This is a genomic window from Mitsuaria sp. PDC51, from assembly GCF_900113225.1.
Lineage (GTDB): Bacteria > Pseudomonadota > Gammaproteobacteria > Burkholderiales > Burkholderiaceae_C > Roseateles.
This window is the reverse complement of sequence record NZ_FOZE01000002.1, coordinates 1947035-1960986: the sequence shown is the minus strand read 5'-3', so window position 1 is coordinate 1960986 and position 13952 is coordinate 1947035. Positions and strand designations below refer to the sequence as shown.

Here is a 13952-nt window from a genome sequence, read left to right as displayed (position 1 = left end):
GGCGGTTCAGGAGGTGGGTACCGAGGAGGCAGAGGATAGCGGCAACAGCCGCGGCGCCAGCAGCTCGGCCAGCCATTGCATGAAGGCCTGCACCCGCCGCGGCAACTGGCGCCGGTGCGCGTAGAGCAGGTGCACCGGCATCGGCGCGGGCCGGAAGCGGGGCAGCACCTCCACCAGCCGGCCGTCCAGCACCTCCGCCTCGATCCCGTGGCGCGGCACCTGCGTGAGGCCCAGCCCGGCCAGGCAGGCCGCCGCGTAGGAGCCGGAATCGCTCACCGTCAGCGCGCCGGTCATCGGCACGAAGTGCGTCGCGCCGGCGTCGTCGCACCATTCGAAGCCGGGGCATCGCTGACCCAGCGTCGTCACGTACTGGACGAGCCGATGGCGGGCCAGGTCCTCGAGGGACTCCGGCATGCCGAACTCGGCGATGTAGGCGGCGCTGGCGAGGTTGGCCATCGCCAGCGCGCCCAGCGGCCGGGCCACCAGGGTGGAATCGCCGAGCGGCCCCACCCGCAGCACGCAGTCGAAACCCTCGCGCACGAGGTCGACGCGGCGATCGGTGCTGCTGAGCTCGACCTCCAGCCCCGGGTGCGCCGCGAGGAACTCCGGCAGTCGCGGGACGACGAGGTCCTGGGCGATCCGCATCGGCATGTCCACCCGCAGCCGGCCGCGCAGGCCGCTGGCGGCCGGCTGGAACATGGTCTGCATGTCGTCGAGGTCGGCCAGCAGGTCTTTGCAGCGCTCGTAGCAGGCCTGCCCGTCCTGCGTCAGCTGCACGCGCCGCGTCGTGCGGTGGAAGAGCCGCGTGCCCAGGCTGGCCTCGAGCCGCTGCACGGCCGTGGACGCGCTGGCCTTGGGCAGGCCCAGGCTCTGCGCGGCCTGGGTGAAGCTGGCCAGTTCCGCGACCCGGACGAAGACCTGGAGCGTCTCGATCGAGGGCGGCGGGGAGGCCGGCAAGCGGAGGGGGGCATCGCTCATTTGTTCGTTTCGCGTGAACGGTCAAATCGGTTCATGACGATTTATACGCCATCCATCGATCAATAAAGTTCCTGCATCCGATTCACCGACCCCAGCAGGAGCTCACCATGACGACGACCACCGCTTCCACTTCCGCCTCCATTTCCGCTTCCACCTCCACCCCGACCCGCATCGCGCTGATCACCGGCGGCAGCCGCGGATTGGGCCGCAACGCCGCCGTGCACCTCGCCCGCCGTGGCATCGACAGCATCGTGACCTACCGCAGCCAGCAGGCCGAGGCGCAGGCGGTCATCGACGAGATCCGCCAGCTGGGCGGCCGCGCGGCGGCCTTGCCGCTCGACGTGGGCGACAGCGGCAGCTTCCCGGCCTTCGCCCAGGCGCTGAAGCAGACGCTCCAGCAGCATTGGCAGCGCGAGCGCTTCGACCACCTGGTCAACAACGCCGGCATGGGCGTGCATGCGCCGCTGGCCGACACCACCGAGGCCCAGTTCGACGAACTGATGCGTGTGCACCTGAAGGGCCCGTTCTTCCTGACGCAGGCGCTGCTGCCGCTGATGAACGACGGCGGCAGCGTGCTGAACGTGTCCAGCGGCCTGGCGCGCTTCGCGATGCCCGGCTACGGCGCGTACGCGACGATGAAGGGCGGCGTCGAGGTGATGACGCGCTACATGGCCAAGGAGTTCGGCGCGCGAGGCATCCGCGTGAACACGCTCGCGCCCGGCGCGATCGAGACCGACTTCGGCGGCGGCACGGTGCGCGACAACGCACAGGTCAACGCCCTTGTCGCGTCGGTCACCGCGCTGGGCCGCGTCGGCTTGCCGGATGACATCGGACCGGTCGTCGCCTCGCTGCTGTCGGACGACAACCGCTGGGTCAACGCGCAGCGCGTGGAAGCGTCGGGCGGCATGTTTGTCTGATCGGTCTCACCCCGCGCGCGCATACGGGGCCTGCGGCTCCTGCGCGCGCTGCACCACCTCTCCGAGGCAGTCGGGATAGCGACGCTGCAGATGTTTCAGTCCCGCCTGCCGACTGGCCTTGTAGTCCAGGGTTTCCTGGAGGAATTGCAGGCGGGCCCGGTTCTCGTCGATCAACTGCGCCCAGGTCACGACGTGGACGGAATAGTTGAACGGGCTGCGCAAATGCAGCTCTTCCTGCAGCCTCGCGCGGTTCCGCGAGCCTTCTTCGATGTCCCGCCCCACCAGCCAGAACGACCACTTGACTTTCACAGACAGGAATCGTTCGTCGCCCGTGACGTCCAGCGCGTAGTCGGAGATCTGGTTGATCTCCCTGCGCCCGATCGCGACACGCGGCGCCTTCAACTCGACGACGAGGTGCTCCAGCGTCGACGGTTGGTGCCGCCTGGTCGCACGGGAGAACATGAGGTCGATGATCGAGCGCTTGTCGCCGACCGCCTCGATGGGCTCATCGATCGCGACATTGCGTCCCAGCAGTTCCCGGTGCTTGCGCAGCACCTCCGTCAATGATCGGTTGTCCACTGAAAGCGCGAACTCGTCTCCGAACAGCCAGGGGTTGCGCGCGACGATGCGGTGCAGTTCCCCACGCTCCTTGACGTGCGGTCGCAGCACTTCATCGAACAGGAGCGTCTCCAGCCCGTCGAGCAGCTGAAGGCGCTGGGTCACCACATGGGATTCGCGGATCACCGAGGACAAGGACACGTCCTTCAGCAGTTCCGCCATCCTCTGGCGGTCCTCCGCCGGCAGGTTGAGCACCTCGGTCAACAGCGCCTGGAGTTCCTCGGGACCGCATTCGACGGCCTGCCGGAGCACCCGGAACTGCAGGGCCACCGCCTCCGGCGCCAGGGTGCGAAACACCGGATGAAAGCGCGACAGGTGCCACGCAACCTGGTCGAACAGCTGTCGTTCCAACAGTTCGACCGGCGTCTCCGGATCGCGGGAGAACGGATAGAGGCCCTGCGCCTGCCAGGCCTCGACCGGCGGTCGATCGGGCTCGCGCTGGGGAGTGTTCGTCATGACTGCACCTCGCTGGAGGAGAAGCCCCGGAGCGGGGCGAGGCAGTCACTCTAGGCAGCGCGTCGACCCGCGGCACTCCTGCATTCGCGATGGACATCGCGGCGATTCCAACTGCTTGGAGGCGCGCGATGCCCGATCGGAGTCGTCGCGCGGGTCGGGCGGGCGCCCGGGCCCGGCGTCAATGCCCGCCGCCCAGGTAGGCCGCCTTCACCGCCGGATCGGTGCGGAGCTTCTCCGCCGGACCGTGCAGCGAGATGCGCCCGTTCTCCAGCACGTAACCGTAGTCGGCCACCGCCAGCGCGGCCGCGGCGAACTGCTCCACCAGCAGCATCGTCACGCCTTCCCCCTTCAGCCGCTCGATGATGCGGAACACCTCGTCCACCAGGATCGGCGCCAGCCCCATCGAGGGCTCGTCCAGCAGCACGACCTCGGGGTTGAGCATGGTGGCGCGCGCCATTGCCAGCATCTGCTGCTCGCCGCCCGAGAGCGTGCCCGCGAGCTGCTGGCGCCGCTCCTTCAGGCGCGGGAAGAGCTCCATCGCCTTCTCCAGGTCGGCGTCGACATCGCCCTTCGGACGCGCGCCCGTGTAGCGCGGGAACGCGCCCAGGCGCAGGTTGTCGGTGACGCTCATCGTGGCGAACACGCGCCGTCCCTCCGGCGAATGCGCCAGCCCCAGCCGCGCGATGTGGTACGACTCCAGGCCGTCGATGCGCTTGCCGTTGAGCGTGATCTGCCCGGCGCTGGGCGCGATCATCCCGGACACCGCCCGCATCGTCGTCGTCTTGCCGGCCCCGTTGGAGCCGATCAGCGTCACCACCCGTCCCTTGGGCACCTCCACCGAGATGCCGTGCAGCACTTCGACCTTGCCGTAGCCGGCATGCAGTTGATCGATCTTGAGCATGTCTGTTCCGCTCCGCGCTCAGGCCGGCTGGCCGCCGAGGTAGGCCTCGATCACCTTGGGATCGGCCTGCACTTGCGCCGGCCTGCCCTCGGCGATCTTCTGGCCGAAGTCCAGCACCGACACCACGTCGCAGATGCCCATCACCACGTCCATGTGGTGCTCGATCAGGATCACCGTGATGCCGTGGTCGCGGATCTTGCCGATGATGCGCATCAGCTCCTTGATGTCCGGCGCCGTCAGGCCGGCCGCGGGTTCGTCCAGCAGCAGCAGCTTCGGGTCCAGCGCCAGCGCCCGCGCGATCTCCAGCAGCCGCTGCTTGCCGTAGGGCAGGTTGCGCGCCTCCTCGAAGGCCAGCTCCCCCAGTCCGACGAACTCCAGCAGGCCGAGCGCCCGGGCCCGGGCCTGCGCGTCCTCCGCGTTGTAGCGCGGCGAGTGCAGCGCCACCTGCACCAGGTTGCTGCCGAAGCTGTGATGCAGCGCCACCATCACGTTGTGCAGCGCGCTCATCTCGCCGAACAGCTGCACGTTCTGGAAGGTCCGCGCGATGCCCGACAGCGCGATGTCGGCCGAGGTGCGCCCCACCAGCGAGCGGTCGACGAAGCGCAGCTCGCCCGCCGTCGGCACGTAGATGCCGGTCAGCACATTCATCATCGTGCTCTTGCCCGAGCCGTTCGGGCCGATCAGGCCGTGGATCGTGCCGCGGCGCACCTGCAGGTCGACGTTGTTGAGCGCCTTCAGGCCGCCGAACTGCATCAGCACGCCCCGCGCGTCGATGAGCAGCTCATCCGCGCCGCCGGCCCGCGCGATGGCGTCCGCGGGTTTCTCGGCCACCGGGCCGCCCTCGCCCACCGGCTTGGCCTTGATGTGCAGCGCGCCGCGCACGAAGCCGACGATGCCGTCCTGCAGGTAGTAGACGACGAACAGCGTGATGAGCCCGAAGATCGACAGGCGCCAGTCGGTCATCGTCTCCAGCACGAAGGACAGCCCCGCCAGCGCGATGCTGCCCACCACCGGCACCGCCGCCTGCACGCCGCCGACCTTGCCGCGGCGCAGCGCCACGACGGTCACCGCCACCACCAGCAGCGCAAAGGCCACCGACACGTAGCGGAACAGCTGCAGGTCGTCGAGCAGCTTGGGCAGCAGCACGATGATCGCGGCGCCCAGCAGCGCGCCGGTGCGGGTCTTGCGGCCGCCCATGATGATGGCCAGCAAAAACATCACCGTCAGCTCGAAGTTGTAGGTGTTGGGCGAGATGTACTGCTCGGAGTAGGCGTACAGCGCGCCGGCCAGGCCGGCCAGCCCGGCGCTGACCACGAAGGCGTAGACCTTGTAGCGGTAGACCGAGACGCCCATGCAGTCCGACGCCACCGGGCTGCCGCGCAGCGCCTCGAACGCGCGGCCCAGGTGGGAGCGCAGCACGCGATGCACGAACACCAGCGACGCCAGCAGCATCACCGCGACCAGCCAGTAGAACTCCGTCTCGTCGAGCTGGTGGCCCAGCAGCTTGGGCTTGGTGAGCGTGATGCCCATGGGCCCGTTGGTCAGGAAGTCCATCTCGTTGATCAGGATCTGGATGATGGTGCCGAAGGCCAGGGTCACCATCGCGAGGTAGGGCCCGGTCACGCGCAGCGCCGGCAGGGCCAGCAGCGCGCCGAAGGCGGCCGTCACGCCGACCGCCAGTGGCAGCGTCACCAGGATCCAGAGCCCGAACTTGGTGATCAGCACGCCGGCGGTGTAGGCGCCGATGCCGAACAGCCCGGCATGGCCCAGCGAGACCTGCCCGGTGTAGCCGACCACGATGTCCAGGCCGAACAGCACGATCGCGTAGATCATGATGGTCTCGACCAGGTGGATGTAGTACGGGTTGCCCGACACCAGCGGGAACGCGAACAGCGCCACGATGGCCACGGCGCCCGCGACGAATTTCTTCGGATTGATCTTGGTCGTCATGGGGGCTCAGACCTTCTTGATCGCGGTCTTGCCGAACAGGCCGGCCGGCTTGAGCGCCAGCACGATCAGCAGCAGCACCAGGCCCGGCACGTCCTTGTAGCCGGTGGACAGGTAGAAGCCGGTGGTCGTCTCGGCGATGCCCAGGATGATCCCACCGACGATGATGCCCATGCCCGAGGTCAGCCCGCCGATGATCGCCACCGCGAAGGCCTTCAGGCCGAGCACCGCGCCCATCGTGGCGCCCGTGAGCGTGAGCGGCGCGATCAGCACCCCGGCGAAGGCCGCCGTCAGCGACGACAGTGCGTACGAGAAGGTGATCACCAGACCCGTGTTGATGCCCATCAGCTTGGCGGCGTCGCGGTCGTTGAAGGTCGCCACGACCGCGCGGCCGTAGATCGAGCGCCGGTTGAAGAGCTCGACCGCCAGCATCATCAGCAGCGCGCCCACCACGACCAGGATCTCCATCGGCAGCACGTTGGCGCCGAGCAGCTTGATCGGCGCCTCCGGCAGCGGCGACGGGAACTTCAGGTCGTCGCGGCCCCAGACGTTCTCGGCCACGTTCTTGAAGATGATGCCCAGCGCGATGGTGGACATGATCCAGCCGAACTCCGACTTGATCTTGATGGCGGGGCGCACGCCGATGCGCTCGACGAAGGCGCCCTGCAGCGCGCCGAACAGGCACACCAGCGGGATCATCAGCCAGTAGTTCACGCCGTGCCCGACCAGCGTCAGGCCCACGAGCGCGCCCAGCATCAGCGCGTCCCCCTGGCCGAAGTTGAGGGTGTCGGAGGTGGAGAAGGTCAGCTGGTAGCCGAAGGCGATGACCGCGTAGATCATGCCGAGCGCGATGCCGCTGAACACCAGTTGGGTCAGGATCTGCATACGGAGTCCGGGACGTCAGGGAAGAAAAAACGGCCGCACCGGGCGGCCGTTTCGTGGGGTCACTTCTTCTGGGTCAAGGCGCCCTTGGCGTTGACGTCCTTGACCTTGACCTCGGAGGCCGCCTTGAAGTCGGCCTCGTAGGCATAGACCACGCGCTGGCCCTTCACCTCGCCGAACACCGGGATGTTGGCGGTGATGGCCTCGTGGTCGGTCTTGGTGAAGGGCTTGTTGTAGGTCGTGACGACGCCCTCGACGGGCGCCTTCAGGTCCTCGAGCGCGGCCTTGACCTTGGGCCCTTCGGTGCTGCCGGCCTGCTTGATCGCCGCGGCCAGCAGATAGATCGAGTCGTAGCCCTGCGCGGCCGAGACCGGCGAGTCGATGCGGCTGTTCTTCGGGTTGAACGTCTTGAGGTAGTTGACGATGAAGGACTGGCGCTTGGGCGTGGTCGGTTCCTGGATGAAGGTCTGCGGCATGCGCGCGCCTTCGCCGCCGGGGCCGGCATTGTCGATGTAGTTGGCCATCGACAGCGTCCAGCTGCCCACCATCGGCACCTTCCAGCCAAGCTTGGTCATGCCATTGGCGATCTGCGCCAGCTCGGGGCCGATGCCGTAGGTCAGGATGGCCTCGGCGCCGGCCTCCTTGGCCTTGAGCAGCTGGGCCGTCATGTCGACGTCCTTGATGTTGAACTTCTCGACGGCGACGGGCTTGATGCCCTTGAGCTCGAGCGCCTTCTCCAGGTCGGCGCGGCCGAGCTGGCCGTAGTTGGTGGAGTCGGCCAGGATGGCGACCTTCTTGAAGCCGCGGCGGGTGATGGCCTCCTCGACGATCATCGGCGCCTGGATCGAGTCGTGGGCGGCGTTGCGGAAGACGTAGTTCTCGGGCTGGTCCTTGAACTGCTGGGTGATCACCGAGCCGGTGGCCACGTTGTTCATCACCGGGATCTTGGCGTCCTGGTAGAAGCGCTGCGCGGCGAGCGCGACACCGGTGTTGATGAAGCCGACGGTGGCGACGACCTTCTCGCGGTTGATGAGTTCCTGGGCGATCTGGACGCCGCGTTCGTTCTTGGCCTCGTCGTCGCGCTCGACGAGCTGGATCTGGCGGCCCAAGACCCCGCCGTTCTTGTTGATTTCCTGAGCTGCCAATCGCACACCGTCGCGCATGCTGACGCCCATCGACGACGAACCGCCGGTGAAGGGGCCGGAGACGCCGATCTTGATCGGGTCGGCCGCGAGGGCGGCGAAGCTGGCGGCGGCCAGGGCGGTAGCGGTGATCCAACGCGCGCTGAACATCATGTTTGTCTCCGAATGGTCTGGTCCATGAGGGGTCGGAACGCCAACCCTCGAGCGCCGGTACAACAAACAGCCGGACGCACGGCGTCAGCCTTCTCGGAACATGGTGCATCAAGCGTGTCGGATTGCACGCATGCGATTACGTACTCGCAAACCCGGAGCGCGGCGTTCAGCGTGGTGTCAGGTCTGTGGACGTGCCGCCGGCACGCGCCACTGCGGTGCGCGCGTGGCTCGCCGGACTCAGGCGTCGGCGGCGCGCCCGCGCGCCCGCAGGGCCCACGCGGCGATCACAGCCACCGCCAGCACCGCCATCGCGTACCCGCTCAGCGCGCCCCAGCCGCCGTGGTCCCAGAACCACCCGCCCATCGCGCCGAGCGTGCTGGAGCCGAGGTAGTACGCGAGCAGGTAGAGCGAAGCCGCATGGCCCTTGCTGCGTCCGCCGAGCGCGCCGACCCAGGCGCTGCTCACCGAGTGCGCGACGAAGAAGCCGATCGTCAGCAGCACGATGCCCAGGATCACCGCCGGCAGCCAGGCCAGCAGCGTGAGCCCCACGCCCGCCGTCGCCAGCGCGATGCCCGACAGCAGCGCCGGCGCCCGCCCGAAGCGGTCGGACAGACTGCCCGCCGTCGCCGACGCGGCAATGCCGAAGAGGTAGGCGCAGAAGATCAGCCCGATCGCGCTCTGGCTCAGCGAGAACGGCGGCCTCATCAGCCGGAAGCCGGCGTAGTTGTAGACCGCGACGAACATGCCCATCATCAGGAAGCCCATCCCGAACAGCAGCGGCAGCATCGGATGCGTGAGATGCGCCCGCCACGTGGCCACATGCTCCGACAGCGTCACGCCGCGGCGGCGCACGAAGTGCTTTGATGGCGGCAGCAGCAGCCAGAAGCCGATCGCCGCCAGCAGCCCCAGCACGCTGACGATGAACAGCGCCGGCCGCCATCCGAAGGCATCGCTCAGCAGGCTCACCCCGACCCGGCCCATCATCCCGCCGAAGGCCGTGCCGCCGACGTACTGGCCCATCGCCCGGCCCAGGCCCTTCGGATGGATCTCCTCGGCCAGGTAGGCCATCGCCACCGCCGGGACGCCGCCCAGCACCAGGCCCTCCAGCGCCCGCGCCACCAGCATCCCGTGCCAGCCCGGCACCACCGAGGCGATCAGGTTCAGCAGCGCCGCCATCGCCATCGACGCGAACATCAGCCGCTTGCGGTCCATGCTCTCCGACAGCGCCCCGGCGCAGAGGATCGCGAACGCGAGCGCACCGGTCGCCAGCGACAGCGACAGCGCGCTCGTCGCCGCGCCGACCTGGAATTCCGCCGCGAACAGCGGCAGCAGCGGCTGCACGCTGTACAGCAGCGAGAAGGTGGTGAAGCCGGCCAGGAACAGCGCGAACGCGATGCGGCGGTAGGCGCGGGTGCCGGGCTCGGCGTGCTCGCCGTGCGGGGCAGCGGCGGGCGCCGGGCCCGGGGAACTGCTCATCGGGAGGTGGCGGGCGGTGGCCGCTCAGCGGCGGCCGAACATCATCTGCCCGGCCAGCGCCCGCTTGAGCGGCGGCATCGCCTGCAGCGCCGCCAGGCCGAGCCCGCGCGCCGCCGGCAGTCCGGGCCAGCGCCAGGCGAAGGTGCGGGCGAGGAAATCGGTGGTCAGGATCGTCGCCCAGCGGTCCGGCGCGCGCTGCCACTCGACGCGCCGCAGCGCCTGGTCGACCTGCGGATCGCGCCGCAGCGCCTCGACCAGCGCGAAGGCGTCGCGCAGTCCCAGGTTCAGGCCCTGCCCCGCCACCGGATGCAGCGTCTGCGCCGCGTTGCCGATGCGGATGCGGCGGCCCTCCACCAGCGTGCGTTCGGCATTCAGGCCGAGCGGGAAACACTTCAGCGGACTGATGCCCAGCAGGCGGCCGACGCGATCCGGCAACTGCTGCTGGATCACCGCCAGCCGCTGCGCGTCGCTCAGGCCCTCGACCTCGTCCTCGTCCTGCGGCTGGCACCAGACCAGCGCGGCGCGGCGCTGGCCGTCGCGGTCGGGCAGCGGCAGCAGCGCCAGCGGCCCGCGCCGCGTGAAACGCTCATAGGCCACGCCCACCGGGCTGTCCGGCGCCAGCGTCACCGTGCCCACCCAGGCGTTCTGCCGGTAGTCGCGCGTCAGGGACTTGCGGGCCTGCTCGGAGAACACGCCGCCCTCGGCCACCACCGCCAGGTCGAAGCGCTCGGCGATGCCGGCATCGATCTCGATCTCGTCCGGCCGGTCCTGCTTGAGGCCGTCCACCGCCTGGCCGAAGCGGCTGACCAGCCGCCGCGGCTCCAGCGCGCTGGCCTGCTGCCAGGCGGCCTGCAGCGGCGCGACCAGCTGGCCGTAGGCCAGCACCGCGCCGAGTTGCGGCACCGCCTGCTCGGCGGCGCTGATGCGGACCTCGGGCTCGCCCGAGGGACCGAACCAGGGGCTGGAGAGCGTCGGCGGCGCCTGGCTCACATGGACTTCGCGGATCGGCTGCGCCTGCGCCGCCGGCCACACGCGCAGGCGCTGCAGCAGCTGCATGCTGCCCAGCGACAGCGCCAGCGTGCGCGGATCGCCGGAGACATCGCGCTCCAGCGGCCGGGCGTCGAAGAGGCTCACCTGCGCCTGCGGCAGGTAACGCGCGGCCAGCAGCGCGAGCGCGAGCCCGGCCGGTCCGGCGCCGATCACGGCCAGACGCAGCGGCGGGGCCTGGCCGTCGAAGGCGGCGTCGAAGGCATCGGGCGCCGTCGAGGCGGCATGAGCGGCGGAGTCTGGAGCTTGGGACATGACGTCGACCCGGGAAAACTGGTGCCGGCCGCGTCAGGCAGCCGGCTGCGGACGACTATAGCGCCGGCCCTTTCGCCGTGGCTCGGCGGGCTTGCAGCGGCTTGCGCCAGCGCGCATCGGCGCGCGAATCCTTGCGACCGGGCGACGGCCGCCAGTCACACCGCGACCAGCCTGCGCTGCCCCGCGCCCGGCAAGGTGCGCAGCGACTGCGCCAGCGACGCGGTGTAGTCGCGGCTCAGGATGGTGCTGACGAAGATCCAGTCGCAGCGACACTCGGCCGCCGTGGCGGTGATCACCATGTAGCCGCGTCGCGAGGTGTCCGCGTAGACCAGCGGTCCGATCAGCTGCGTCAGCGCGCCGGCAAGCTGCTGCGGGTCCTCGTTGGGCAGGTACTCCTCGAAGCCCGGCGAGGTCACCGAGGAAGTCGCGAACTCGACTCCGACCTGGCGGTTGGCCCCGTCCAGCAGGTCGTTGGCCCAGGCGTTGTGGGTGTCGCCCGCCAGCACGACCAGGTTCTTGTCGAGCTGGCGCGCCGCGCCCAGCAGCGTCTCGCGGGCGACCGGGTAACCATCCCAGGCATCGAGGTTGTAGGGGAGGCTGGGCGCGTTCAGCACCGCCTGCTCCTGCGGCGTCAGGCTGGCCGGGTCGTTCTGCGCCTTGGCGACGATGGCCGCGTACTGCGACACGGTCACGCCGGTGCCGGGCGCGTTGGCCTCGAAGAGGACCGGCGACGGGATGTCCATCCGGCCCATCAGCACCTGCTGCCCCAGCACCTGCCAGGTCGCCGTCGATGCCTGCAGGCGCGCCTGCAGCCACTGGTCCTGCGTCGCGCCCAGCAGCGTGCGGTCGGCGCGGGCCATGTCGGCCTGGAAGCGGCCGCTGTCCAGGCCCGAGACGCCGAGGTAGTCCGCGTAGTCCAGCTGTTCGCTGCGCGCGATCACCCGCGTATCCAGCATGTGCAGCGACATCAGCGAGCCGAAGTCGAAGCCGCGGTAGGTCGTCAGCGGATCGGCATCATCGCGCACCGGCAGCCACTCGTGCCAGGCCTGCACCGCGGCGGCCCGGCGCGCGGCGAAGTCGCCCTCGGTCGCCGGCTGGTGGTTCTGCGCGCCGCCCCGCCAGGCGTCGTTCGCGATCTCGTGGTCGTCCCACACGGCGATCATCGGCAGCAGCGCGTGCAGCCGCTGCAGGTCGGCGTCCGAGCGGTACTGCGCGTAGCGGCGCCGGTAGTCCGCCAGGACCACGATCTCCTGCTGCGGCTCGACCACCCGGCCCAGCGCCTGGGCGTTGCCGCTCGCGTACTGGCCAGGGCCGTATTCGTAGAGGTAGTCGCCCAGGTGCACGGCGAGGTCGTAGCCCTCGGCCTCGGCGCGCCTGGCGGCCTCGGCATAGACGTTGAAGTAGCCGGTCGGATAGTTGGCGCAAGAGAACACCGCCAGCTTCGCCTGCGCGACGTCGCCGGTGGGCAGCGTCTTCGCGCGGCCCACGGTCGACACCGCCTGGTAGGCCTTGAAGCGGTACCAGTAGCGCGTGCCCGGCTGCAGGCCGGTGGCATCGACCTTGACGCAGAAGTCGCCGGCCGCGCGCGCGGTCGCGCTGCCGCTGGCCACGAGGGTGCCGAAGGCGGCGTCGCTGGCCACCTCCCAGGTGACCGGCACGTCGCGCGTGTCCGCGGCGTCCTGCGCCAGCACGCGGGTCCAGAGGATGACCCGATCGCCCAGGGGATCGCCGCTGGCCACGCCGTGGCTGAACACGACCGCGACGCGCGGGCCGCCGTCGTCCCCGCCATCGCCGCCGCAGCCGGCCAGCGGCAGCCCGGCCAGCGCGCCGGCGGCCAGCGCGCCGCGCACCAGGTGGCGGCGGGCGTGGTCGACGGTCTCCGCCGGCGCGGCGGCCTCGTCCTTCTTGATCCAGTTGAGCAGGGGTGTCTTGGTCATGGTCGGTGCCGCCTCTCGCACAAGCCGTCCCCGCCCTCCGGGGCATTCGGCATGCCGCGCGGCCAGCCCGCGGTGCGTCCGCTACCCTTGCGCCCCGACCCGAACCACGCACGAGGAGAAGCGCATGCAATACCGTCGACTCGGCCGCAGCGGCCTGCAGGTGTCCGAACTGTCCCTGGGCTCCTGGGTGACGTATCACAACCAGGTCGACACCGGCTCGGCCGTCGAGATGCTGGCCGCCGCGCGCGACGCCGGCATCAACTTCTTCGACAACGCCGAGGCCTACGCGCTGGGCAAGAGCGAGGAGATCATGGGTCAGGCCTTGCGCCAGCTGGGCTGGGGCCGCCACACCTACGTCGTCTCGACCAAGTTCTACTGGGGCATCGACAAGTCGGGCACGACCGTCAACTACAAGGACACGCTGAACCGCAAGTACCTGATGCAGGCCATCGATGGCTCGCTCAAGCGCTTCGGCCTGGACGAGATCGACCTGGTCTACTGCCACCGCCCCGATCCGCACACGCCCATCGAGGAGACGGTGCGCGCGATGAGCGACATGATCACGCAGGGCAAGGCGCTGTACTGGGGCACCAGCGAATGGAGCGCCGACGAGATCCGCGCCGCCTGGGAGATCGCCGAGCGCCACCACCTGCACAAGCCGGTGATGGAGCAGCCCCAGTACCACCTGTTCCACCGCCAGCGCGTCGAGAAGGAATACGCCCGCCTGTACGAGGACATCGGCCTGGGCCTGACGACCTGGAGCCCGCTGGCATCGGGCCTGCTGACGGGCAAGTACCGCGACGGCATCCCGGCGGGCAGCCGCGGCGCGATGGAGAGCATGTCCTGGCTGCGCGAGCAGCTGCAGGAGCCGCAGCGCAATGCCGCCGTCGGCGAGCTGGCCACGATCGCGCAGGAACTCGGCTGCACGCTGGCGCAGCTGGCCATCGCCTGGATCAACCGCAACCCGCGGGTCTCCACGGTGATCCTGGGCGCGAGCCGGCTCTCGCAACTGCAGGACAACCTCGGCGCGCTGGCCGTCACGCCGCGGCTCACGCCGGAGATCCTCGCGCGCATCGACGCCATCACGCTCCCGCTGGCGAAGTAGGCCCATGCCGCCTCGCCAGGCGTGCCCGCCGCACCGCGGCGCGCCGTCGTCGGGGTTTATCCGCACACCGCCCGCCAAGCCCCCCATTGACGGGGCTCGTCTGTCGCGCCGCTGCCGCAACCGCGGAGAAGGGCGCCG

General features: G+C 69.8%; 11 protein-coding genes. 2 read left to right on the top strand and 9 right to left on the bottom strand.

Annotated features, from left to right (window positions below):
- Window positions 1-6: 6 nt before the first annotated feature.
- Window positions 7-978, bottom strand: a complete 972-nt coding sequence (locus BM393_RS19965; RefSeq protein ID WP_091730959.1) for a LysR family transcriptional regulator — start codon at window positions 976-978, stop codon at window positions 7-9.
- A gap of 107 nt (window positions 979-1085) precedes the next feature.
- Between BM393_RS19965 and BM393_RS19960 the strand changes: the two genes are divergently transcribed.
- A complete protein-coding gene (locus BM393_RS19960) occupies window positions 1086-1895 on the top strand; it encodes an SDR family NAD(P)-dependent oxidoreductase (protein ID WP_091730955.1) in 810 nt (269 codons plus the stop codon).
- Between the two features lie 6 nt (window positions 1896-1901).
- Here the strand turns inward: BM393_RS19960 and BM393_RS19955 are convergent, their stop codons facing one another.
- From BM393_RS19955 to BM393_RS19920, 8 genes are all read right to left on the bottom strand, one after another.
- A complete protein-coding gene (locus BM393_RS19955; RefSeq protein WP_091730950.1) occupies window positions 1902-2969 on the bottom strand; it encodes a hypothetical protein in 1068 nt (355 codons plus the stop codon).
- Window positions 2970-3147: 178 nt separating this feature from the next.
- Window positions 3148-3870, bottom strand: coding sequence for an ABC transporter ATP-binding protein (locus tag BM393_RS19950; protein ID WP_091730946.1), 723 nt, complete (start codon window positions 3868-3870; stop codon window positions 3148-3150).
- An 18-nt stretch (window positions 3871-3888) separates the two neighbouring features.
- Entirely contained in the window at window positions 3889-5820 is a 1932-nt protein-coding gene (locus tag BM393_RS19945; RefSeq protein ID WP_091730943.1) for an ABC transporter permease subunit, read from the bottom strand.
- 6 nt (window positions 5821-5826) lie between these two features.
- Entirely contained in the window at window positions 5827-6702 is an 876-nt protein-coding gene (locus BM393_RS19940; RefSeq protein ID WP_091730939.1) for a branched-chain amino acid ABC transporter permease, read from the bottom strand.
- 59 nt (window positions 6703-6761) lie between these two features.
- Window positions 6762-7994: an ABC transporter substrate-binding protein gene (locus tag BM393_RS19935; protein WP_091730935.1), complete on the bottom strand. Its 1233-nt coding sequence runs from the start codon at window positions 7992-7994 to the stop codon at window positions 6762-6764.
- 237 nt (window positions 7995-8231) lie between these two features.
- Window positions 8232-9470, bottom strand: coding sequence for an MFS transporter (locus BM393_RS19930; RefSeq protein WP_091730931.1), 1239 nt, complete (start codon window positions 9468-9470; stop codon window positions 8232-8234).
- Between the two features lie 24 nt (window positions 9471-9494).
- On the bottom strand, window positions 9495-10772 hold the full coding sequence (locus tag BM393_RS19925; RefSeq protein ID WP_091730927.1) for an FAD-dependent monooxygenase: 1278 nt from the start codon (window positions 10770-10772) through the stop codon (window positions 9495-9497).
- 155 nt (window positions 10773-10927) lie between these two features.
- A complete protein-coding gene (locus BM393_RS19920) occupies window positions 10928-12709 on the bottom strand; it encodes an alkaline phosphatase (RefSeq protein WP_091730922.1) in 1782 nt (593 codons plus the stop codon).
- A 124-nt stretch (window positions 12710-12833) separates the two neighbouring features.
- Here BM393_RS19920 and BM393_RS19915 point away from each other — a divergent pair, with 124 nt between their 5' ends.
- Window positions 12834-13814: an aldo/keto reductase gene (locus BM393_RS19915; protein WP_091730919.1), complete on the top strand. Its 981-nt coding sequence runs from the start codon at window positions 12834-12836 to the stop codon at window positions 13812-13814.
- Window positions 13815-13952 lie beyond the last annotated feature (138 nt).